At 48.9% G+C, this 22877-nt stretch carries 23 protein-coding genes; 12 read left to right on the forward strand and 11 right to left on the reverse strand.

Going from position 1 to position 22877, the window contains the following annotated elements:
• Nucleotides 1-48 precede the first annotated feature (48 nt).
• On the forward strand, nt 49-387 hold the full coding sequence (locus LN737_RS13150) for a hypothetical protein (RefSeq protein WP_405519509.1): 339 nt from the start codon (nt 49-51) through the stop codon (nt 385-387).
• Between the two features lie 74 nt (nt 388-461).
• A complete protein-coding gene (locus LN737_RS13155) occupies nt 462-710 on the forward strand; it encodes a hypothetical protein (protein WP_405519511.1) in 249 nt (82 codons plus the stop codon).
• A gap of 69 nt (nt 711-779) precedes the next feature.
• Here the strand turns inward: LN737_RS13155 and LN737_RS13160 are convergent, their stop codons facing one another.
• From LN737_RS13160 to LN737_RS13170, 3 genes are all read right to left on the reverse strand, one after another.
• Nucleotides 780-2186: a cell wall metabolism sensor histidine kinase WalK gene (locus LN737_RS13160; RefSeq protein WP_405519513.1), complete on the reverse strand. Its 1407-nt coding sequence runs from the start codon at nt 2184-2186 to the stop codon at nt 780-782.
• A 96-nt stretch (nt 2187-2282) separates the two neighbouring features.
• A complete protein-coding gene (locus LN737_RS13165) occupies nt 2283-2960 on the reverse strand; it encodes a response regulator transcription factor (RefSeq protein WP_405520403.1) in 678 nt (225 codons plus the stop codon).
• A 510-nt stretch (nt 2961-3470) separates the two neighbouring features.
• Nucleotides 3471-6569 (reverse strand): efflux RND transporter permease subunit, encoded by a 3099-nt coding sequence (locus tag LN737_RS13170; protein WP_405519515.1) that lies wholly within the window; start codon nt 6567-6569, stop codon nt 3471-3473.
• Between the two features lie 231 nt (nt 6570-6800).
• On the opposite strand from LN737_RS13170, the gene LN737_RS13175 reads away from it, so the two are divergent.
• Nucleotides 6801-7013 (forward strand): heavy-metal-associated domain-containing protein, encoded by a 213-nt coding sequence (locus LN737_RS13175; protein WP_405519517.1) that lies wholly within the window; start codon nt 6801-6803, stop codon nt 7011-7013.
• A gap of 99 nt (nt 7014-7112) precedes the next feature.
• Nucleotides 7113-9407, forward strand: a complete 2295-nt coding sequence (locus LN737_RS13180; protein ID WP_405519519.1) for a cation-translocating P-type ATPase — start codon at nt 7113-7115, stop codon at nt 9405-9407.
• 80 nt (nt 9408-9487) lie between these two features.
• Here the strand turns inward: LN737_RS13180 and LN737_RS13185 are convergent, their stop codons facing one another.
• Nucleotides 9488-10057 carry a 50S ribosomal protein L25/general stress protein Ctc gene (locus LN737_RS13185; RefSeq protein WP_405519521.1) on the reverse strand — a complete coding sequence of 190 codons (570 nt, stop codon included), beginning with the start codon at nt 10055-10057 and terminating at the stop codon, nt 9488-9490.
• Nucleotides 10058-10147: 90 nt separating this feature from the next.
• Complete coding sequence (locus LN737_RS13190) at nt 10148-11089, reverse strand: ribose-phosphate pyrophosphokinase (RefSeq protein WP_405519523.1); 942 nt, start codon at nt 11087-11089, stop codon at nt 10148-10150.
• A 150-nt stretch (nt 11090-11239) separates the two neighbouring features.
• Between LN737_RS13190 and LN737_RS13195 the strand changes: the two genes are divergently transcribed.
• The 3 genes from LN737_RS13195 to LN737_RS13205 are packed head-to-tail and all read left to right on the forward strand — an operon-like array spanning nt 11240 to nt 13744.
• Complete coding sequence (locus LN737_RS13195) at nt 11240-12415, forward strand: acyl-CoA dehydrogenase family protein (protein WP_405519525.1); 1176 nt, start codon at nt 11240-11242, stop codon at nt 12413-12415.
• The gene (locus LN737_RS13200) at nt 12399-13154 is read left to right on the forward strand and encodes a PIG-L deacetylase family protein (RefSeq protein ID WP_405519527.1); all 756 of its coding nucleotides are present in this window, start codon (nt 12399-12401) and stop codon (nt 13152-13154) included. Before LN737_RS13195 ends, LN737_RS13200 begins: the two co-directional genes overlap by 17 nt.
• A 2-nt stretch (nt 13155-13156) precedes the next feature.
• On the forward strand, nt 13157-13744 hold the full coding sequence (locus tag LN737_RS13205) for a class I SAM-dependent methyltransferase (RefSeq protein ID WP_405519529.1): 588 nt from the start codon (nt 13157-13159) through the stop codon (nt 13742-13744).
• Here LN737_RS13205 and LN737_RS13210 read toward each other — a convergent pair.
• The 4 genes from LN737_RS13210 to deoC all read right to left on the reverse strand — a co-directional run bounded on the left by LN737_RS13210 (nt 13626) and on the right by deoC (nt 17432).
• Nucleotides 13626-14897 carry a glycosyltransferase family 2 protein gene (locus LN737_RS13210; RefSeq protein WP_405519531.1) on the reverse strand — a complete coding sequence of 424 codons (1272 nt, stop codon included), beginning with the start codon at nt 14895-14897 and terminating at the stop codon, nt 13626-13628. The two genes, LN737_RS13205 and LN737_RS13210, sit on opposite strands and share 119 nt — an antisense overlap.
• A gap of 85 nt (nt 14898-14982) precedes the next feature.
• Nucleotides 14983-15558 (reverse strand): phosphatase PAP2 family protein, encoded by a 576-nt coding sequence (locus tag LN737_RS13215; protein WP_405519533.1) that lies wholly within the window; start codon nt 15556-15558, stop codon nt 14983-14985.
• Nucleotides 15559-15682: 124 nt separating this feature from the next.
• Entirely contained in the window at nt 15683-16597 is a 915-nt protein-coding gene (locus LN737_RS13220; RefSeq protein ID WP_405519535.1) for a sugar phosphate isomerase/epimerase, read from the reverse strand.
• A 61-nt stretch (nt 16598-16658) separates the two neighbouring features.
• Nucleotides 16659-17432: a deoxyribose-phosphate aldolase gene (gene deoC / locus LN737_RS13225; RefSeq protein ID WP_405519537.1), complete on the reverse strand. Its 774-nt coding sequence runs from the start codon at nt 17430-17432 to the stop codon at nt 16659-16661.
• A gap of 234 nt (nt 17433-17666) precedes the next feature.
• On the opposite strand from deoC, the gene LN737_RS13230 reads away from it, so the two are divergent.
• On the forward strand, nt 17667-18482 hold the full coding sequence (locus LN737_RS13230) for a M12 family metallopeptidase (protein ID WP_405519539.1): 816 nt from the start codon (nt 17667-17669) through the stop codon (nt 18480-18482).
• A gap of 39 nt (nt 18483-18521) precedes the next feature.
• Here LN737_RS13230 and LN737_RS13235 read toward each other — a convergent pair whose 3' ends face one another.
• Together LN737_RS13235 and mnmA are read right to left on the reverse strand one after the other, a co-directional pair.
• Complete coding sequence (locus tag LN737_RS13235; protein ID WP_405519541.1) at nt 18522-18755, reverse strand: response regulator transcription factor; 234 nt, start codon at nt 18753-18755, stop codon at nt 18522-18524.
• A 179-nt stretch (nt 18756-18934) separates the two neighbouring features.
• Complete coding sequence (mnmA, locus tag LN737_RS13240) at nt 18935-20104, reverse strand: tRNA 2-thiouridine(34) synthase MnmA (RefSeq protein WP_405519543.1); 1170 nt, start codon at nt 20102-20104, stop codon at nt 18935-18937.
• 355 nt (nt 20105-20459) lie between these two features.
• Here mnmA and LN737_RS13245 point away from each other — a divergent pair, with 355 nt between their 5' ends.
• The 4 genes from LN737_RS13245 (at nt 20460) to LN737_RS13260 (ending at nt 22737) form a co-directional block, all read left to right on the forward strand.
• Nucleotides 20460-20630, forward strand: coding sequence for a twin-arginine translocase TatA/TatE family subunit (locus tag LN737_RS13245; RefSeq protein ID WP_405519545.1), 171 nt, complete (start codon nt 20460-20462; stop codon nt 20628-20630).
• 80 nt (nt 20631-20710) lie between these two features.
• Nucleotides 20711-21457: an intradiol ring-cleavage dioxygenase gene (locus LN737_RS13250; RefSeq protein WP_405519547.1), complete on the forward strand. Its 747-nt coding sequence runs from the start codon at nt 20711-20713 to the stop codon at nt 21455-21457.
• Nucleotides 21458-21496: 39 nt separating this feature from the next.
• Nucleotides 21497-22024 carry a hypothetical protein gene (locus LN737_RS13255; protein WP_405519548.1) on the forward strand — a complete coding sequence of 176 codons (528 nt, stop codon included), beginning with the start codon at nt 21497-21499 and terminating at the stop codon, nt 22022-22024.
• A 5-nt stretch (nt 22025-22029) separates the two neighbouring features.
• Nucleotides 22030-22737 (forward strand): pirin, encoded by a 708-nt coding sequence (locus tag LN737_RS13260; protein ID WP_405519550.1) that lies wholly within the window; start codon nt 22030-22032, stop codon nt 22735-22737.
• Nucleotides 22738-22877 lie beyond the last annotated feature (140 nt).

A 22877-nucleotide genomic window follows, 5' to 3' on the forward strand; every position in this document is an offset into this window, starting at 1 on the left:
GCAAGCAGTTGTTATGGGTATTACTCACGTTAAAAACGGAATATACCCATGACACGCTCATTTGTAAGCCTTGCATTCATATTGGTTCTGGCCGGAACGGCTGTAGCTCAGCAACAACCCCGACGAGCAACGAATAGTAAAGCCTCAACAGGCACTACCAGTACAGTTTCGCCAAACGACGTAACGCGTTCGAATCCATCAGCTGCCAACACGCACGATGGTACGAATGGCGCTTCGACTGGAACGGGACTAACCAACGATCAACTACAGGCCGCCAGCGCTCCACCCAACACAAGTGGGACCACCAAGGTGGATGCGCGCAGTAGCGTCAGGACCGGCGCGTCAACCGTGAAAGCACGTAAAAAATCCCCTAAACCAAATAATTAACCAACTTGTCAGTCATTTCAGGACCTACTTTAATAGTTGTTTAATAACCATCGCCTTGGTAAATGGGTTGTTACGTGAAATCACTAAACGATAAAATCGCCATGAAAAGGATAATGATTTTTGCCATTACGGCTTTACTGGCAACTGGTGCGGCCTTTGCTCAGGATGAGGCAAAGACAGCCCATAAAGAGATGAAGAAAGAAGCCAAGGCAATGAAAAAAGAAGCTAAGAAAGAAGGGGATGATGCCAAAGCTGATGCGGCTAAAGACATGAAACACATGCACAAAAGCATGAAGAAAGACGCTAAGAAAGCAACATCATAGTCATCAACGAATAATCCTGTAATAACCTCCAACCGGAGGTTATTACAGGATTATTGACTTTCTTGAAAGTCAGGGTTTTACACTCTCTTCAGTTACTTCAGAAGCTTCTGGTTTGATATCAGAGTGATACGAACTGGGCAACGTAATGCGAAAAGTAGTTCCTTGACCAACGGTCGATTCAACCCTGATTTGCCCCTTATGTAGTTCGATGATACGCTTCGTCAAAGCCAGCCCGATACCATGCCCTTTGACCGTCATGGTCATTTCCGAGCGATAGAATGGTTCGAAAATATGTGGGAGATCATTGGCAGGGATACCAAACCCTTTATCGCTGAATGTGAGCTGTATCTGTCCCTGTTCGAAAAATATCCGCACCGATACGCTTTCATTTGACGAGTACTTACAGCCATTTTCCATCAGATTTTGGAAGGCCGTCTGAAGTAAGGATTCTTCGCCTACAATAACCAGATCTTCTTCCTGATTCGGCAAATTGTCGAAATCAATATCAATCTGATACTCAGGCTTTTTGTGGATTATCTGGCTTTGTGCCTGCCATAATAATTCATCGACGCGCACCGGCTGATAATTCAGGGTAATGACATCCGAACTGGCACGGGCCAGTTCGAGCAATCCGTTTACCAGCCTGATCATACTTTTTACTTCGTCGAGCAGGGCATCGAAAGCAACTTCATATTCTTCTGTAGTACGTGCCTGTAGCCGAGTCACCTCGATTTGCCCCATCATAACGGTCAATGGCGTACGCAGTTCATGGGAAGCGTGTGAGACGAAGCTTTTTTGCAGCACGAAGGCTTCTTCAAGCCGGATCAGCAAATCATTGAAAGTTCGGGCCAGGTCGGCCAGTTCGTCACGCTGGCGCCCCACGCGCAATCGTTCATGAATGTTGGTAGCCGAAATGGCATTTACCTGACCAATCAATTCAGAGACGGGTCTGAGGGCATCTGTAGCAAACAGATAACCGGCAATACCGACGATAATCAGGCTTAAAGACCAGCCAATAAAAAGGATCTCGCGTAGACGTACCAGTTTTGGAAAACCATAGCGGTCGTTGCCGGAGGCTACAATGATAAGCTGTGTTCCTTTTGACGTAGGGTAACGAACACCAACAGCCTCCAGATCACCTATCCGAATGTACTGATGATGACGTATCGTGATCTTCGACAGAAAACTGTCTGTTACGGGGAAGCGGGGTCGATGCTTCCACTGATTGAAGAGTACCTTGCCTTTATCGTTGTAAATAGTGACCTGTTCATCGGTTATAACCGGAAGGTCGGCCTGGGGGAATTCGCCAACGTCTTCGCGCAGACGGATTGTCGTAACCGCTTTTTCTTCGAGTCGCTGCTCAAATTCCTGCTGCCGGAACTGGTCATACAGATAATAGACCGAAACCGTGAACAGCAGCATGATCGATGCTACCAGCAGTACAAAGAGCAGCGTCAGGCGAGTACGGATGTTCATAGGAAAAAGAGGAAGGGAGAAGGGAGGAAAGGAGAAGGGAGGAAAGAAGATGAATACTAGGGACACTTTTCCCTTCCTCCCTTCTCCTTTCCTCCTTTACTCCTCTTTTAATATATACCCCATACCGATTACAGTATGAATAAGTTTCTGAGGGAAATCTTTATCAATTTTCTTACGAAGGAAATTTACATACACATCGATTACGTTCGTTCCCGTATCGAAATGAATATCCCATACTTTTTCGGCAATGTCTACCCGCGAAACGACACGGCCACGATTGCGCATCAGGTATTCGAGCAGACCAAATTCTTTGGCTGTCAGTTCAATTCGCTTGTCGCCCCGGCGGGCAATTTTTTCATTAAGGTCCAGTTCAAGATCGGCAACTTTCAGTACGTTCGACTGCATGCCTGCGTCATTGCTACGTTTGGTAAGCGCCCGTAAGCGAGCCATCAACTCCCTGAATTCAAACGGCTTCACCAGGTAGTCATCGGCACCGGCTTCAAAACCTGTCAGTTTATCATCCACTGAACCCATAGCGGTCAACATCAGCACTGGCGTTCGGTTCTGTTCCTGACGAATCGACTGAACAACATCGAAGCCGTTCATTTTGGGCAGGTTAATGTCCATGATAATCACGTCGTATAGATTATTCAGGGCCATATTTCGACCAACCTGCCCGTCGAAGGCAACATCTACTTCACAGGATTGTTCTTCTAAACCTTTCCTGACAAAAGACGCCAGTTTTGGCTCATCTTCAACCACCAGAATTTTCATATCGGCAACATACATAGCTCTTGTCTGATTTAAAAACGGTTGAACCAATTATTATTTTATAAGTGGCCGTCTTTGTTAACGCTCGGTGCAATCAATGTAGCAAATCGACCAGTTCCATTTTATGCTGTTCAAGGTCGGGTGGGCGTATTAAAAACGATTGAAAGACTCATTAAAAGTGCGTTAAACCCAGTTTAAGGGGATTAAAAACAAAAAAGCCGCTCCGAAAATCGGGGCGGCTTTCCGCTTCTATCCACACCATTTCAAGATATACGACCGAGCGGTCGTAGTATCTTGATGTTCAACCTTCCCTTTGTAAAGGATCGTTATGCTAAACTAGCAAATGCGTTTTCAGAGTAACTGTATTCTCTGATTATATATATTTATATCGTAATGTCGTCGCCGGGGCTACAGTATTAGTGCAAATGTTGCAAGTAATTTCTTATAAAACGTTAATCGGTGGTTAAAATTATTAAACGCGCAAAAAAGCTGATGTGCAAATAACGTTGATTTTTATATTTCGCTGAATTTGTGCCGATAAAAAACGTAAAAGATGAGCGGAAAAACAAATAACGTCAAAATTGTAGCTGTTATCAGGCCACCAATAACAACGATAGCTAATGGCTTGGCTGTTTCGGAGCCAATGCCGTGCGATACTGCCGCCGGAATGAGGCCGATCCCAGCCATCATGGCCGTCATAACTACCGGCCGTATACGCGAGATAACGCCATCCCGAATGGAATCGTCGAGGGATATGCCTCCGCGCAGGTTTTTCTTGAATACCGATATAAGAATTACCCCGTTCTGAATGCAGATACCAAACAGTGCAATGAAGCCAATTCCCGCTGATATACTGAAATTTACGTGGGTAATTAGCAGAGCGGCAATGCCACCAATGATGGCGAAAGGAACATTAAAGAGCACCAGGCCGGCATCTTTTACATTCCCGAATAAAATAAAGAGAATAAAAAAGATAGCCAGTAAACTAATCGGAACCACCTGAGCCAGGCGAGCCGTGGCCCGCTGCTGATTCTCGAAATCGCCAGCCCACTTGATGGTATAGCCTGAGGGCAGTTTAACATGTGCCTGTACTTTTTTCTGCGCTTCGGCAACCGCACCGCCCATGTCCCGGCCACGTACTGAAAACTTCACCGCTCCGTAGCGTTGACCAGCCTCTCTAAAAATCAGGACAGGACCAGTTTGGGTATACACATTGGCGATTTCCTTGATAGGGATCATACTGCCGTTCTCTGTAGGCACCATGAGCTGACTGATCTGTTGCTCATTCGAACGGAATGGCAGATCGTAGCGGATACGCAAATCAAATTTGCGTTCACCTTCGTAAATCTGAGTAGCGGCTTTCCCACCGATTGCCATTTCGATGACAGCTTCAGCGTCGGCTTTATTGACACCATAAAGGGCCAGCTTCCGTTCGTCAAGCTCTACGCGCATTTCGGGCTGCCCTGTAGTACGGATAACGCCCAGGTCTTCAATGCCATGAACGGTAGCCAGCTGCTTTTGAACTTCTCCGGCTTTGGTTTCCAGAATACCCTGGTCAGGCCCGTAAATTTTAACGGCAATGGAGCCTTTCACGCCCGATACGGCCTCTTCTACGTTGTCCATGATGGGTTGGGAGAAATTGAAATTTACTCCCGGAAAAACGGCGAGTTTTCCCTGCATTTTATCGACCAGCTGCTCTTTCGTCAGGCCGCTTTTCCAGTCGTCCTGCGGATAAATATCGACCAGAAATTCGATGTTGTAAAAGCCCGTTGGGTCAGTTCCATCGTTGGGGCGGCCGGTTTGCGAAATAACCCCTTTCACTTCCGGAAACTGCTCAAAAATGTGGCGCATTTGCACGGTCTGCTTTACAGATTCCGGCAACGAGATGCTCATCGGCATTGTGGCCCGGACATAAATAGACCCTTCGTTCAGCTCCGGCAGAAATTCCGTACCAAGCAGGCTAAATCCCGACAGGCCAATGACGACCAGGGCGGCCGTAATGAGCAGGCTAATCCGTTTGTGAGCGAACGTAAAGCCAAAAGCCTGCGTCGCGTATTTCGTGACTACGTTAACAAACGGATTGTGTTTTTCACGTACATTCTTTTTGAGCAGAATACTCGCCAGAACAGGCACAAGGGTAAGCGTAAAAATTAAGGCGCCCAATAAGGCAAAACCAAGTGTCCAGGCTAAAGGTGAGAACATTTTGCCCTCAACTTTCTGGAAAGAGAATATCGGAACCAGGCACGTAATGATGATGAGCTTGGAGAAGAAAATGGCCTTCCCCATCTCAGTACCAGTTTTGCGCAGAACGCCCAACTTCGCCAGCTTATTGAACCTGGGCATGCCCTCGTGGTGGGCCATTTCATCGAGCGTAACGAAGATTCCCTCAACCATCACGACGGCGCCATCCACGATGATGCCGAAGTCGATGGCACCCATCGACAGTAGATTGGCCGACATTCCTTTGAGTCGCAGGCATATAAAAGCGAACAGCAGGGCCAGCGGAATGATGATCGATACGGTAACGGTAGTTCGCCAGTCGGCCATGAAAATAAAGACGATGACCGTCACGAAGACAATGCCTTCGATAAGATTATGCGTAACCGTATGCGTGGCGAAGTTGATCAGCGTTTCGCGATTGTAGAACGTATTGATTGATACGTCGCTGGGCAGAATACTCGTGTTTAATTCATTGATTTTGGCCTTTACGCGCTCAATGACTTCGCTCGGATTTTCGCCTTTCCGCATCACCACAATACATTCCACCACATCATCGCGTTTGTCGCGCCCGGCCTGACCGAGCTTAGGCAAAGCCGACTCGGAAACCTGAGCTACGTTGCGCACCATGATGGGCGTCCCCTTAACATTCTTAATAATGATATTCTGGATATCCTGCTGATTGCGCAACAGGCCAATACCCCGTACTACGTAGGCTTCCGAGTTTTTATCGATCACGTCGCCACCCACATTCACATTGGAATTGGCGACAGCCTGGTACAATTGCAGCGGAGTAATGTTGTAGTCGATGAGCCGACGCGGATCAACCGAAATCTCATAGGTTTTTACTTCACCACCAAAACTAACAACATCGGCTACACCCGGTACGCTTTTTAGCTGCCGTTCGATCACCCAGTCCTGCAAGGTCTTGAGTTCTCGGGCGGTACGAGTAGGCGACTGAAGCGTATACCGGAAAATCTCGCCCGTTGGGCCGTAGGGGGGCTGTACGTCGGGCCGAATACCTTCAGGCAACTCGACGCCACTGAGCAGGTTATTGACCTGCTGACGAGCAAATGCGTCATCAACCCCATCTTCAAAGAGAACTTTAACAACCGATAAGCCAAACAGCGACGTTGATCGGATGTCGGTACGTTTCTGAACGGAGTTGAGGCCAATCTCAATAGGGATTGTTACAAACTTTTCAACCTCTTCGGCCGACCGGCCCGGCCATTGTGTTATGAGCGTAATCTGGCTATTCGTAACATCAGGAAAAGCTTCAATCGGTGTATTCTGATAACTGATTACCCCGGCCACAATAGCCAGAGCGGTAAGGAAAAAAATGAAAAATTTATTCTTCAGTGAGAAGGACAGGATACTCTTGATGAATTTGTTCATACCGATTTCGGCCTACGTACTTTTACTTACGCAAAAGTGCCCGGCTGAACTTAAATCAGACTTAAGCCATGGTTAAAAGAAAGTTAAATCACATTTCTGGGCTCATTTTGAGGTTTTTCTGGCTGTACCTCAATTCTGTACAGTATACCAGCAATTATGTAAGGATCAGGTCGTATGTACCTGCGATCTTTGTGAAGCAAATTTGGTTATAGAGGTAAACAGACAAAGTATATGAAGACACTGAAATTCAAGACTAATATCAAATGTGGTGGCTGTGTGGCTACGGTAACTCCGTTTCTGAACGCAACGGTTGGGGAAGGCCGCTGGCAGGTGGATGTGCAGAATCCAGACAAAATTTTAACGACCGAAACCGACTCAGCTACGCTTGCCGATATCCGTCAGGCTATTGAAAAAGCTGGTTACAAGGCGGAGCCTTTATCATAACGCCAGCCAATTGCTGACGACCACGTAGGTGGGTATTAACCAGCTTATAACCAGCTGATTAGCAAATTTATAATACCGGAACATAGTCCGGTCTTGGGTATGAATACAGCCCTCCAGAGTTCATTCAAAAAAGTTGCCGAATCGGGAAAGTCAGCCGATGTGCGGAAAACATATCCTGTGCTGGAGATGAGCTGCGCAGCCTGTGCCGTCAGTGTCGAATCGATGCTGAAGCACACCCCTGGCGTTATCGACGCGGGCGTGAATTATGCCAGCCAATCGGCCTGGGTTCAATTTGATCCGGCTTCCGTAACACCTACGGAACTTCAGAAGGCGGTACGTTCTATCGGTTACGATCTTATCATTGAAGCCGAAGATCCGCAAAAAATACAGGAAGAATCGCAGCAACAGCAGTATCAGGCTCTTCGGCAACGCACCCGTTGGGCAATAGTTCTGTCGCTGCCAGTGGTGATAATTGGCATGTTTTTCATGAACATGGCCTATGCCAACTGGCTGATGTTTGTGCTTTCAGCACCAGTCGTGTTTGTGCTGGGCCGTTCCTTTTTTGTCAACGCATGGAAACAGGCTCGGCACGGTAAGGCTAATATGGATACGCTGGTTGCATTAAGCACAGGTATCGCCTTTCTGTTCAGTACGTTCAACACAATAAATCCCGAATTCTGGCATAGCCGGGGACTGCATCCGCATGTTTATTTTGAAGCCGCTTCGGTGGTCGTCACCTTTATTCTTCTGGGTAAACTGCTGGAAGAACGCGCTAAATCCAATACGTCGTCGGCGATTAAAAAGTTAATGGGTCTCCAGCCTAAAACCGTCCGACTGGTTGACGGCAATACCGAACGCGAAATCCCATTGGCATCGGTTCAGGTTGGTAATGTACTGGTTGTGCGGCCGGGTGAGAAAATTCCGGTGGATGGTGTCGTCGAATCGGGGCAATCCTACGTTGACGAGAGCATGATTAGCGGTGAGCCCATGCCAGTTGAAAAGCAGGCGGGTACGAAAGTTTTTGCTGGCACAATCAATCAGAAGGGAAGCTTTCGGTTCAGGGCCGAGAAAGTAGGTGGCGATACGTTGCTGGCGCAGATCATCCGCATGGTGCAGGAGGCTCAGGGCAGTAAGGCACCTGTTCAAAAAACGGTCGACCGGATTGCGGGAATTTTCGTGCCGGTGGTGCTGAGTATTGCTTTGCTTACGTTTGTTGTCTGGATGGTATTTGGGCATTATTTCGTACCGGGTTCTGATCCATTGACAACCGCTTTACTAACGTCCGTAACGGTGTTGGTTATTGCCTGCCCGTGTGCATTGGGACTGGCTACACCTACAGCCATTATGGTGGGTGTAGGCAAAGGAGCGGAAAACAATATTCTGATTAAGGACGCTGAAAGCCTCGAAGTTGGGCATCGGGTTAACGCCATTGTGCTGGATAAAACCGGCACCATAACGGCAGGCAAACCCGTCGTTACGGATTTACATTGGTTGATTTCGGACGCTGAGCAAAAGCGCGTACAACCCGTGTTATATGCTATGGAAGCCCAGTCTGAACATCCCCTAGCCGAAGCCGTATTACGTTATCTGCCGGATACAGATTCCTTACTGCTGAACAACTTTGAAAGCATTACAGGACGTGGTGTTGTGGCTCATTATCAGAACGATACGTACTGGATTGGCAACGAGAAATTCCTCGCTGATCAGCAGATTACGCTTTCAGCAGAGGTCGCCCAGCAGGCAAATACTTGGCAGAATCAGGCGAAAACCGTTGTGTTTTTCGCAGGTCGAGATGATGCGCATCAAGCGGGTAAAATTTTAGCCGTAGTTGCTATTGCCGACCCGATAAAGACCAGTTCGGAACAGGCCGTCCATACGTTACAAAGTCGTGGTATAGAAGTATATATGCTTACGGGCGATAACGCGCAGACGGCAACGGCTGTCGCAAAACAAGTGGGCATAAGTCAGTATAAAGCCGAAACAATGCCTGCCGATAAAGCTGATTTTGTAAAAGAATTACAAATCGCTGGTAAGGTGGTCGCTATGGTTGGCGACGGTATCAACGACTCGCAGGCACTGGCGCAGGCAGACGTGAGTATTGCAATGGGTAAAGGCTCCGATATTGCCATGGACGTAGCGCGTATGACGCTGATTACGTCTGATCTGAATAGCGTACCCAAAGCCTTGCAGTTATCAAAGCAAACGGTACGTGTTATCCGTCAGAATTTATTCTGGGCCTTTATTTACAACCTGATTGGTATTCCCCTAGCAGCGGGCGTATTGTACCCCTCATTTGGTTTTCTCCTGAATCCGATGATTGCAGGAGCTGCTATGGCGCTGAGTTCGGTGTCGGTTGTTAGTAACAGCCTCCGCTTGCGTAGTATGAAGTTCTGAGTTTAGTAAGCATAAAAATGCCCCGTCAGCTAATTCTGGCGGGGCATTTTTATGGTCTATTAGCTTAAACGTACTATGTATTACTTGGCCGAAACCGTACCACGCAGTGCACGTGGGATTTCAATGCTGGCCACTGGGTTCGATGCCTGTTCGAGCAATTCGATATTTTTCACTTCAATCTGGCCAACCCGAACCGATTTACCAAGATCAAGACCTGATACATCGACATCAATGAAGTCAGGGATGTTTTCGATTGATCCTTTTACGCGCAGTTTCCGAACGCGGGTCACCAGTTTACCACCCTTCTGTACGCCCGGAGCTGTACCAACCAGACGAACGGGAACGGCAATTTTAACAGGTTTTTTGTCTGTTACCAGCAGAAAATCAGCGTGTAACAGCGCGTCGCTAACAGGGTGGAACTGAGCTTCCTGAAGGATGGCCCGGTACTCATCACCTTCGATGTTCAACGCTACTTCATAAATATTGGGCGAGTACAGCAATTCACGGAACAGAATAGCTGGCGCGTAAAAATGCACCTGATCTTCACCACCATATAATACACACGGAACATTGCCCTCGGCCCGAATCGCTTGTGATTCCGTGCGGCCGAGATTCGCTCGTTGATACCCTACAATCTCGATTTTTTTCATGAGTTTGAAATGATTGACTTGTTGAATGATTGACTTATTGAATAACTGATCGACTGATTAATTCAATCACTCACTCATTCAATAAGTCAATCAGTTTTTTATAAATAATGAACTAATAGATTCATGATCCCGGATGCGGCCAATGGCTTTGGCAAATAACTCAGCCACCGACAGCACTCTGATTTTTGCGTTTGGCTGTCTCAGGGGCAGCGTGTCCGCAACAACTAATTCCTCCAACACGGAGTTGGCAATGTTTTCGTGCGCTTTCCCCGACATAATTGGGTGCGTACATACAGCCCGTACCGACAAAGCCCCTTTATCCAGAATGATCTGTGCGGCTTTGGCCATCGTGCCGCCTGTATCAATCAAATCATCGACCAGCACGACGTTGGCCCCTTCGACGTCGCCAATGACCTGCATCGATGCAATTTCATTGGCCCGTTTACGGTGTTTATCGCACAACACAATGTCAGCATTGAAATGCTTTGCAAACGTGCGGGCCCGATTGGCACCCCCCACATCCGGCGAAGCAATCACCAGATTTTCCAGATTCAAACTCTGGATGTACGGTACGAATACCGACGTTCCTTCCAGGTGATCGACCGGAAAATCGAAAAAACCCTGAATCTGCCCGGCATGAAGGTCAATCGTCATCAGTCGATCGACGCCAGATGCTGCCAGCATATTCGCCACTAATTTGGCGGCAATCGATACGCGGGGCTTGTCTTTCCGATCCTGTCGGGCATAACCGAAATACGGAATCACAACGGTTACGTAGTGTGCGGAAGCCCGACGGGCCGCATCAACCATCAGCAACAACTCCATCAGGTTATCGCCTGGCGGTGGTGTAGACTGAATCAGAAAAACGTCGCATCCCCGAATCGATTCCTCAAAACTGGGCGACATCTCTCCGTCGCTAAACCGTCGGCAGGTATAACCGCCTAAGTCTTTGCCGTAGTAATGCGCAATTTTTTCAGCCAGATAGGTTGAGCTAGTGCCCGAAAAAATCTTAACCGGGTTGTACGAAGCCATGTGTGCCGGACAAATTTCCCGCAAAGGTACGGAAAAAATAGCCAGCTTGATGATACGTTTTTAAGTTTCTTTGGCGCTGTGTGCTGATTGATTGAGTGGTTCTGCTGATTCCGTCGCAAAACAATTTGATGAACTTCGGCTTTTGTAGGTATGGAAACAACGATACCTGCCCCTTCGAATGGTCAGAAAACAGGGACGCCAGTTGAGCTGGATTCGCGCAGAATGGCTGATCTACTCAAACGAATTGCCGAAGCGGCCGCGCAGACAGACGATGATAAGCTGTTTCCGACCGATGCATTCGGCTGGCTGGCTGAAGCGGGGTTGCTGGGTATTACGTTAGCCGATGATAAAACGGGTAAGCAACCGTTGGGTACGGATCAGTTATTGCAGCTTCTAAAGCGAATTGGTGCGGCTAATTTATCGGTTGGCCGGATCTATGAAGGACATATCAACGCCTTGAACCTGATTGATTTATATGCGTCGCCTGACCAGAAAAGAGAATGGTTTGCCGATGTGAAAAAGCACAAACGGTTATTCAGCGTCTGGAACACACAGGCTGGCGACGGCGTAAAAATTCAGGCTGTCGGTGATGGGCGCTACCGACTGGAAGGCGCCAAAACGTTCTGCTCGGGTGCTGGCTGGATTCAACGACCACTCATAACGGGTGAGCTAGTGGGGGGGAGCCAGAAAGGGTGGCAAATGTGTATCATCCCAACAGAGCGGGTGAAGGATGTTCAGCAGGATGACCGTTTCTGGCAGCCGTTGGGTATGCGGTCATCCGTAAGCTATCGGATCGATTTTACAGGTATTGAGATTGAGCAGGCCGACTTGCTGGGACAACCCGATGATTATTACCGACAGCCGTATTTCAGTGGGGGCGCTATTCGGTTTGCGGCTGTGCAGCTGGGTGGGGCCGAAGCTTTATTCGATGCAACCCGGACTTATCTGGCTTCGATGAAACGTACTGACGATGTATTTCAGCGGACTCGGCTGGCTGAAATGACCTGGCTGATTGAGTCCGGAAATCAGTGGCTGACTGCTGCCGGTACGAAAACCGACGCCTGGCAGGCCAGTGGCGGCCAGGCGGACAAGATCGTTACGTATGCCAACATGACTCGTACGGCTATTGAAGAAATCTGCCTGCGGGTGATGCCCCTGGCTGAGCGGTCAGTAGGTGCTCGTGGACTTATGCGCCCCCTGCCCTTTGAGCGTATTCACCGCGATTTAACGTTCTATTTACGGCAACCGGCTCCTGATGCAACTCTGCTGGATGTTGGCCGTTACGTTACAGATAATCAGCTTGATGCGTATGAACTCTGGCGCTGAAAAAGCTCGTGTTTTAGAAGGAATTGCCCGGCAGATTTCGCTCAGTGAAATTGGGTCGGCGTTGGTTGTTGCGCCCCATCCGGATGATGAATCGCTGGGTTGTGGCGGTACCATCGCGTTGTTACGTCAGTGCGGTTATGCTGTCCAGGTGCTTTTTGTGAGCGACGGTACCATGTCGCACCCCAACTCGCCAAGTTACCCGGCCGAACGACTGCGAACCGTACGGGAGGCCGAAGCACTGGAAGCACTCGATACGTTGGGGGTGCCGACAGAAAATGTTTTTTTCATGCGGCAGAAAGATACGCAGGTCCCTACGTCGGATTGCGCTGGTTTTGCCGATGCGGTTGAGGTGATCTATAACTTCCTTCTGACCGTTCAGCCCGCTACGGTGTTTGTCCCCTGGCGACGTGATCCTCACCGTGACCACCGGGCGTCGTGGCAATTGCTGATGGCTGCCGTTGCTAAACTTCATAAACCGCCACGGATCCTGGAATATCTGATCTGGCTATGGGAGCTCGGTACAGAACAGGATATGCCTGGTCGTGACGAAGTGCGGGCCTGGTACGTACCCATTGAATCCGTGATGGCGCTACGTAACCAGGCCGTTGCTGCGCATCGTTCGCAGGTGAGCCGGTTGATCGATGATGACCCAACGGCTTTTTATCTATCGCCCGAATTATTGATGCATTTCGACAAACCACGGGAGTTGTTTCTCGAACAAATTACTCACCACGTATAAATATGCCGAACAATACGCTGCCCACCACCTATTTCGATGATGTGTATCGGGCTAAGTCTGATCCCTGGGAGTTTGAAACAAGCCCTTATGAGCGATCCAAATATGAGGCAACGATAGCGGCCTTACCGAACGAACGATATGCCAATGCGTTTGAAATAGGCTGTTCTATCGGCGTATTGAGCGAAATGCTGGCCCAGCGCTGCGACCGTTTGCTGGCTGTTGATGCCAGTGAACTTCCCCTGCAAACCGCCCGAAAACGATTAGCTCCTTATAAACATGTGTCGGTTGAGCAAATGAGTATTCCCGATACGTTTCCCGACGGCCCGTTCGATTTAATTCTGCTATCGGAAGTAGGATATTATCTGGCCATGAATGATTTACAGCGGGCTCGTCAACAGCTGCTTGCGCATTTGCAGACGGGCGGACACGTATTACTCGTGCATTGGACGCCGTTTGTGCCGGATTATCCGCTCACGGGCGATCAGGTCCATGAACAGTTTCTGGCGATAGCGGGCGAGGGGCAGCCGCTACGTCACCTGCTGGGTCAGCGGATGGATACGTACCGATTGGATCTGTTTCAAAAACAATAGACTCCGCATTAGCCAGGTAAGTGCGAATGGCCCGAATGGCCGTTGTGATGGGAACAGGTTGCCAATGACTCGCCCACAAACCGGTAGCCATTTTTTCGTCAATCTTTTCCCACAACTCGCCAAAATACCGACTTCGCTCTAGTTCATGCAAAAGCCAGTGGGGGTCGATCCGCAGGTCTCCGGCTATTTGCTGAAGGGTTACCCAGTCTTGAGGATGCATTTGCCAGCACTGCCGTAACCGTCGTCGATTGCGGAGCCGGATAATTACGGCTTCGGCCGGTTCGGCCATCTGGCATTGATTCGTCTGATTCATGGCTGACCAGTAGCGCAGCTGTTCTGAAAATCCAACGGCCACGCGCCCCTCCATGCGGCTCGAGGTAAACACTTTTACGCTGGGGCTCTTCCGGACTTTGGCATCCATCCGCAGCAAGGCCCGGTAAAAAGCTTCATCTTCCAGGAACGGTCGTTTGGGTAATCGCCCGACCTGATTATACATCTGGCAGGTGACCGCAAGACTTGCGCCAAAATGCTGAAAATGGCGAGGCCAGGGATCGTGTGAGCACGGATCAAATAAAGCCTCCGCTTTGGCCACCAGCGTCCGGTACATTACATCGCGAAGATGATACAGACGTACCTGACTCGGTTCGGAGTGTGTCAAAATCCGACCGCCAACGGCATCATTGCCTTTGGCTATTTCCAGCATGATGTTATACACCCAGTGGCTGTCTACCACGGTGTCGCCATCTGTCGATGCAATGATGCCATTCATGCGCCCCACACTTAGTAGCCGCTGGTAGGCTTCATCCATCAGAATGCGCCGAACGGTACCGATATTCGCTTTAGCAGGCGGCAGGTGAATCTGCGCAATGCGCAGCGGAAAATCCGGGTGTTGCTGCTGATAGTCAGCGGCAATTTCGTAGGAGTAATCCGTACAATTATTGGCCAGCATCAGCACTTCGTAAAGGTCTGAATTAAGAAGCTGTCCGGTTGAGTCCCGCTGTAGACGCAGGGCGTTTAACGTATCGATCAGATGATGCGCTTCATTCCGTACGGGAACAATGACACTCAGCTGCAAATGAGAGGACGGACCGTTTTGGGCAAATAAAGAACAGCTTTCTGATGCGCAATCAATCTCCTCTGTGTCGGCTTGCATAAGGTTTACCAGCTATCCGCAGGAATGAACTTTTGTGCGAATACTCCACTAGAACCGTCTGTGCGGATGAATGTTAGAACTTCATTCAGGAAATGGTCCGTTGGCTGGAACGAGCCTGTATTTTTCGGTAAATGAACACACAAAGAACTGCCGACAGTATGCCAACAAGGGCTCCTGCCGCTACGTCGAAAGGGTAGTGGGCGCCCACATAAATACGGCTATAGGACACTACGGCCGCCCATAAAAATACCCATTTGGTCCAGGCGTATTGTTTGCCAAGCAACAGCCATAAGGTAGTAGCCAGGGCAAAGGTTGTGGAGGCATGAGACGATACAAAGCCGTATTGGCCACCGCATTCCAATATAGGATGAATGAGTTTCTGAAGGGCTAATTCGTGGCACGGCCGTAGCCGATGGGTGAGGGGCTTCAGCACCGATGAGGCCAGCTGATCGCCAACGGCTACGGCGGCAATGATGGTGAGTAACAACCCAAGGGCCTGCTTTCGAAATCGGTAGATAAGCCAGCCAACAAGCAGCGCATAGAACGGAATCCAGCTATTACGTTCCGTGACCCAAAGCATCAGCGTATCGAGCCAGGGCGCGTAGAGGCTGTTGAGCCAGAGAAAAAGATCCGTGTCGAGTTTGTTAAGCGATTGTAGCACTGTTACTGTTTATGACCACTTTTTGGTAACTATCTTCTGCAAAGGATAACGCCAGCAGGGTTGAAACCTTATCGAAAATCCGTGTTTGTGGTGGCAGGTTTGAGAACCTGCCACCACCCATTTGTTACAACACCAGAAACTGGCTCAGGTAATTACGAGCTGTTAAGATGGCAGTCTGTACGTCCTCAGGATGACTTTCATAGGCTTTATCTTCAACCTCAATACAAACCGGTCCCCGATAGCGAACGTCGGTAAGGGCAGCGAAGAAATCACGCCAGCGTACATCACCCAGGCCGGGCAGTTTGGGCGAATGATACTCCAGCGGATTCGCCATAATGCCGACACGGTTGAGCTTGTCCGGGTAAAGCTTTACGTCTTTCAAATGAATGTGATGCAGCCGGTCGCGGTAGTCGTAAATAGGCCGAACTTCGTCCATCATTTGCCAGATGAGATGGCTCGGATCGTAGTTCAACCCGAGTGCTCTCGACGGAATAATCTCGAACATCCGGTCCCAGATGGCGGGGGTTGTAGCGAGGTTTTTGCCGCCGGGCCATTCGTCGTCCGTAAACCACATCGGACAGTTTTCGATCCCTATTTTTACGTTGTTCTCTTCGGCTTCTTTCACAATGGCGGGCCAGTGTTCGGCGTAGAGTTTCAGGTTATCGGCAATGCTGAGCGACGGATTGCGACCAATGAACGTATTGACCACGGGTATTCCCAGCCTGGCGGCTGCCCGGATAATTTTCTTGATATGTTCCCGATAAAATTCGGCCTGCTCCGGATTTGGATCGAGCGGGTTCGGATAGTACCCCAGGCCCGAAATCGATACGTGGTAGAGTCGTGTCAGCGTGTGAATCTGGTCAACATTCAGATTGTCGACATCAATGTGCGTTACGCCAGCGTAGCGCCGGGCGTCGGCATTACCACTGGGCCAGCACATAATCTCTACGCATTTAAACTTGTGTTCCGAAGCAAACTTCAGAACGCTATTTAAGTCGTAATCAGCCAGAATGGCCGAAACAAAACCGAGATTGAGCATTTTGCTAATGATGAATTATAAATTATGAATGATGATTGATTCAGCGAATCAACGATATAATTCAGTATTCTTTTGTTTCGATATGGCTTGTACGTAGCGAGGGTGGCGTCGGAGCAACCAGTCCGAATCGTTGATAGGCTTCGGTCAGGATTGTTTGGGTTGACGACGTACCTACCCGCGTTACGCCCATAGCCTTAACGCGCAGAACCTCGTCAAGCGTACGGATGCCGCCCGATGCTTTAACCTTCGTATTTGGACCCACGTGCGTAAGCATGAGTTGTAAATCCGGTTCTGTAGCGCCCAGGGAGTTATAGTTTCCGTCTGACTCTTTCACAAAACCAAAGCCCGTCGACGTTTTTACAAAGCCCACACCAATTTCGGTACAGATCTCACAAAGGCGAATTTTGGACGTATCATCGGGTAAAAAATCATTCTCGAAGATTACTTTTAGCAGGGGCCCATTTAATTGACAGATTTCATAAACAGCCCGGATCTCGTCGGTCACATAGGCCCAGTCCCTGCTCAGAACTTTCCCAATATTGATAACCATGTCGATCTCGGTAGCGCCATCGCGGCAAGCCTGCAAGGTTTCTACAACTTTGAGGCTCGTTGTAGCGGACCCGTGCGGAAAGCCAATGACGGTTCCTACGGCCACATCCGAACCTGCCAGTAACTGACTGGCCAATGAAATAGCATACGGCTTTATGCAAACCGATGCTACGTGGTATGTCAACGCTAATTCGCAGCCTGCCCGAAGCTCTTCATCGGTCAGGGTAGGATGCAGTAGCGCGTGATCGATCATCCGGGCAATCTCACTAATTGGGGTTGTAGGCATGGCCGTATCAAAAATAGTGGGCGAAGATACGGGATTAGGCTGGTAATATGATGCGTGATTTCACGGACAAGAATGCGTGTTTTTCCTATTGTACTGAATAGAAATTAACAGGAGATTTGTTTGAACCGCCTGTTAATGAGATTCGTAGCCGGCTGGTAAAATCAATGCCTGCCTTTCGTGCTTTCATAACTATAGGCTCGCATCTGAACAGACACAATCTAACATCCTCATAGTATGGAACCTGTTTTGGTATGTACACCCAAACGGCTGCCACTCAACCAGCTTGAGTCAGCCGCCCGCATTGCCACCGAAATTAATCCGCTCAACCATCCGCCCATTGAACGCTTACTACGGGTAATGCCAAATTTTGAACCGACAAAGGATCGTCTTTCCGTGTTAACCACAAAATTCTGGCATAATGGGGGCGTAAAGCTCACGGTTGGTTTTTTAGATAATGCACCATCGGCGCTACGTTCACGGATCATAAAACACATGAACGCCTGGGCAAAAACGGCTAACGTGAAGTTTGTGGCGTCGAATACCGACCCGCAGGTACGGATTGCCCGTATTGAAGATGGCTACTGGTCTTACCTGGGAACGGACGTATTGAGTATCGATGCAAACGAGCCTACCATGAATCTGGAAGGGTTTACGATGCAAACGCCTGAATCAGAATTTATTCGGGTCGTGCGTCATGAAACAGGCCACACCATGGGCTTTCCGCACGAGCATATGCGCAAGGAACTCGTTGCAAAAATAGACTCGAAGAAAGCGATCAAATTTTTCGGGCAAACGCAGGGCTGGTCGGCACAGGAAGTTCGGCAACAGGTGCTTACCCCAATCGAGGAGTCGTCATTGCTGGGTACGGAACATGCTGACCCAAACTCGATTATGTGTTATCAGATTCCCGGTGTTATCACCAAAGACGGGCGGCCAATCATCGGTGGAACCGATATCGACGATCAGGATTATGCGTTTGCCGCTAAAATATATCCTAAGCCAAAAACCGCTGCGCCCCCCCCAACACGAGCGGCTCTTGGCTTAAGATAAGTTAGTCTCTAGCTGTCTTTGGGCAAATTGAAATAGAATCTATAGAATAACGAACCCACCTTTTATGGCCCACATGACCAGGCCAACGCGGCTTTTTAATTGCAGACGTACAAACAGCGCTTCCCGGTAACCATCTATTGTGCGAGGACTGAGACACATGCGTTCGGCGATTTGTGCGTAAGTTAGTTCGGTGCACGCTAATTGAAGAAACTGACGTTCGCGCTGATTTAACGTAATAGCCGAAGATGTAGAGGTTATTGCGAATTGATTCATGGTACGGGAAGTTTTAGTTTTATATGAGGATAGGGGTTAACAGTATGTAAATAAGGCAATTACCATCATTTTTCTAAATGAAATGTGTAAACGGTCAAAAAGCCCGGAAATAGGCGGTTTAGTGCCTATTTTCGGGCTTTTGATGAATTAATCAGATGTATCTTGAATCTAAATGCCTTTTACAAAAGATTACTGCTGAGTTTACGGTCTGTCGCTTGAGATATCGTATTGTCGGACTGATTATCGCCCTGACGGAAACTTTTCATGATCCAGCCACCGCCCACTACGTCGTTGCCTTCGTAAAAAACGGCGGCCTGTCCGGGAGCAATGGCCGATACGCCCTCCTGAAAAAGAACCTCAATTCGATCTCCACTTTGCGAAATGGTAGCAGGCGTACCCGGATCTTTGTAGCGTACTTTCGTGACCGTTTCGAGCGGCCCCGTAATTTGATCGTACTTCTGCAAGTTTAATTTGCTGACAATCATACCATCGCGTAGCAGGTCTTTGTCGACGCCCAGTACAACCTCATTGGTATCTTTCCGGATTTCGGTCACGAACATGGGTTGGCCAAAGGCCATGCCTAAGCCTTTCCTTTGCCCTATGGTGTAGAACGGATAGCCCTGATGCTTGCCCAGAATTTTACCCGTCCCTTCCATCACGAAATTCCCTCCGGCTACTTCGGCTTCCAGACCGGGCATGCGACGTTTCAGAAAACCCCGGTAGTCGTTGTCGGGTACGAAGCAGATTTCGTAGGATTCCGATTTGGTAACGAGTTCAATAAATCCACGCTCTTTGGCCATTTCACGGATTTCCGATTTCCGCAAGTGGCCGAGTGGTAATTTGGTACGGCTCAGACTCTCCTGCGAAACCCCCCACAGTACGTACGATTGATCTTTCAGGCTATCAATGCCTTTCGAGATAACGTATCGTTCGTTCTCATTCCGTATGTGCGCATAGTGCCCGGTAGCAATCGACTCGCAATCAAGCCGGTCGGCTCTGCGTAGCAGCGCATCCCATTTGATATGGGTGTTGCACAATACGCATGGATTGGGCGTGCGCCCTTCGAGGTATTCGCCCGTAAAATGGTCGATAACGTAATCGCCAAACTCCTCGCGGATATCGAGAATGTAGTGCGGAAACCCCAGGCTGACGGCAATGTTACGTGCGTCGTTGATGCTGTCGAGGCTACAGCAGCCCGTTTCTTTTTTTGTACCGCCTGAGGATGCATAATCCCAGGTTTTCATAGTCATACCAATAACCTCGTACCCTTCTTCGTGCAGCAGAACGGCTGCCAGCGAAGAGTCAATGCCGCCACTCATAGCGACCAGAATTCGTCCGTGTTTGCTCATATCCGACCGGGGTTCAAAGCCCCGCGATAACTGGTTTTATTTTCAGTGTTTTCACAATGTGTGTATTCCATGGTAGGCACATTCGTCAGCCAGGAAGCCCCCTGTGCTAAGAACGGCTAACAAGTTTTACCGGAAATCCATTCAGCCATTGCAGGATTTTATTCGATGTGTCGGCTGTCAATTCCGTACGACTAGCCTGAGCCAATTCCTGATTTGACCAACTTTTGCGCATTCACCGATAAAAACCGGGTGTTTACCGATAAGACTTTCGGGCTTGCAACAAAACCTCTGTGGGCAACGTAACAGAGATATAAACAGCCTGAGTACCTCTACTTTATCTGGCAATCACAAAATTATGTTTGGTTTAGGCACCTCTGAAATTGTATTAATCAGTTGCACCCTTCTTCTGTTTTTCGGAGCTAAGAAACTGCCTGATCTGGCTCGTGGGCTGGGACAAGGCATACGGGAATTTAAAGACGCTACCCGCGAAGCAAAAGACACCATCGATGGGGCTTCTGTCGACTAGTAATTCAGTAACGTATTAACGGTTAGGCAACAGCCTGTCAACCACTCATTTCCTTTTCAAACGGCAATCAATCAGAATACATGGAACGTAAAGAATTTTTAAAGCGAGGTTTCGGGAGCCTGTTAGGTATCGCAGCGATTGTTCCTGCTGTGCAGGGATGTAGCAAAACCGAAGTTGAACCGACAACAACGACGGGTACGTCGACGTCAACAGGCACAACAAATGGTACGTCGTCGAGCAGTTGTACCGTAACGCCAACCGAAACCGAAGGGCCCTTTCCAACAAAAAGCCCGGCCAATTTTGTTCGCAGCGACATTCGCGATGATCGGACGGGGGTCGCTTTCACGATCAACATCACCATCAAAAATGCTAATAATAGTTGTAATGCGCTCTCCGGGGCTCTGGTCGACATCTGGCATTGCGATAAAGACGGGTATTACTCCGAATACGGTGGTACAGGGATGCAGAGCGTGAATTTCACGACGGTTAATTTCTTGCGGGGCCGTCAGACAACCGATGCAAACGGGCTGGTTACGTACACATCAATCTTCCCTGGCTGGTATTCGGGCCGGGCACCGCACATTCACGTGCACATTTATAATTCATCGGGAAAATCACTGTCCGTTACCCAGATTGCGTTTCCCTACGACATTACCAATACGGTGTATACCACGGCTCAATCGTACGGCTACACAAAAGGGGCGCAGGATACCAAAAACGAAACCGATAACGTGTTCAGCGATGGATTTACCACTGAGCTAGCCACCGTTACGGGTAGTATTTCGGGTGGGTATACGCTGGCTATCAATCTGGTTGTGAGTGCGTAGGGGTTTTATTCGGTCAGCATTCGCTGACCAGGGCAACATATGACAAAAGGGCTTATCCGCTTGTGTTATCGAAAAATTATCGATGCATCGTCTACAAAACTGTGGGATCAGTACGTATTTGAGGATACCTACAAGGAGTTTTACATGCAGTCGCAATTCTATAACCAGGAACATAAATACCAGACATTGCAGGAATTGATCGCCAATGTGCCGAATGCAGATCGGTTGCATTACCTGACCAGTACAGCAGCTATCGGCTATATTCGGCAGTTGAACCAGATTATTCCGGATATCGCCAACATCGCCGGAAAGTTGTGTCTGCCCTTTACGCAGTTCAAATTCGAAATCGTTCATTCGCACGTTGAGCAGAAAGAAGTTCATAAAGTGGCTATTCTGTTCTACAGCGACTGGCTAACCTGGATTGATACAGTGGATGACCGGCTGCTGATCGCTTATGGCGATCAGCAGCCGGCGTTGCAAACCGGCCAGGAGATAGAGACAGATATGGTAGCCCAGCAACCGTTTTTAAGCATTTCATCCCTTCAGGTGGGCGAACTTCCTGCTTGATCCATATGGATATCCAAACCCAGGCACAAATCTATCTGGCTGACCAGCGGGGCCGCTCTCAACTGGATACGTTGCAGAGTTTTCATAGTTTTAATTTCGGCGCTTATTCCGACGATAGCCGCCGTCCATTTGGGGCGCTGCAACTGCTAAACGATGATTTTCTGAAAGCGGGTGCCAGCATCGGCCTTGAGGTAGAACGTAATACTGACATACTGCTTATTCCGTTGGTAGGTGGTCTTGAATACCAAAGTCCGGTGGGGAATGGTTTCGTGGAGCCGGGTCAGGCCCAGTTGATTTCGTTGCGGGCGGGTATGGCGTATCAGGTCATGAATCCGTATGAAACGGAACTGATAAACTGCGTAACGATCTGGCTGACCAATGATTCGGATAACTTTGTCCCAAAAGCTGAACTTCGGGCATTTAATCTGGAGACAAAAAATCAGTTGCTGCCTTTTTACCAGTCAAATGCAGATATGTCCGCTCCCTGTGGATGGATTGGCCGGTACGATGGTCGTCAGGAGGGGTTGTATCGCTTAACAGAAAAGGCTAGAGCAGAGCAGGGCGTCTTTGTTTTTGTACTGAGCGGGGCATTTGAAGTGCAGAATAGGCTGTTGCACGAACGGGATGGCCTGGCTTTACTCAACATTCAGTATGACGAAGTTGATTTTGAAGCACTCTCCAACGAAGCTGTTCTCATTTTGCTGACCGTATAAGGCGTAATACTGCTGGATTCATTCAAATACGTAGTTGAACAAACCCAGTCGAACCGGGCCACTGCTTAGGTAGCCCGGTTCGACTGGGTTTTGCAGGTATCACAAAACTTCGTTTGCCTCAGGAGCGTACGTAGTTGCTG

This window comes from Spirosoma sp. KNUC1025, assembly GCF_045160025.1.
GTDB lineage: Bacteria > Bacteroidota > Bacteroidia > Cytophagales > Spirosomataceae > Spirosoma.